The 273-nt window shown below is 65.2% G+C and carries 1 pseudogene; it reads right to left on the bottom strand.

Going from position 1 to position 273, the window contains the following annotated elements:
• Positions 1-273, bottom strand: a pseudogene (locus tag WDW90_RS39410) (YcgN family cysteine cluster protein); the annotation flags it as partial.

Below are 273 nucleotides of genomic sequence, written 5' to 3'. Positions count from 1 at the left end.
GAAGTCGAAATAGGCCTCGGCATCCGGCATGTCGTCTTCGGAAGCGGAAACCCGTCCGCGCATGGAGATGCCCGCTTCGTGCACGGTCTCCTTCGATCCCGAGACCAGTGGATGCCACCAATAAAGGTCCCTGCCCTCGGCGACCAGCCGGTAGGCACAGGTCGCCGGCAGCCAGGTGAGCGTGCGCACATTGTCGGGCGTCAGGCCGACGCAGTCGGGCACGCGCTCCAGCCGGTTCTGATAGTCGGTGCAGCGGCATTTGCCGGCGTCGAA

It is taken from the genome of Methylobacterium nigriterrae (assembly GCF_037106235.1).
Lineage (GTDB): Bacteria > Pseudomonadota > Alphaproteobacteria > Rhizobiales > Beijerinckiaceae > Methylobacterium > Methylobacterium nigriterrae.
This window is presented reverse-complemented; position numbering and strand designations above follow the sequence as displayed.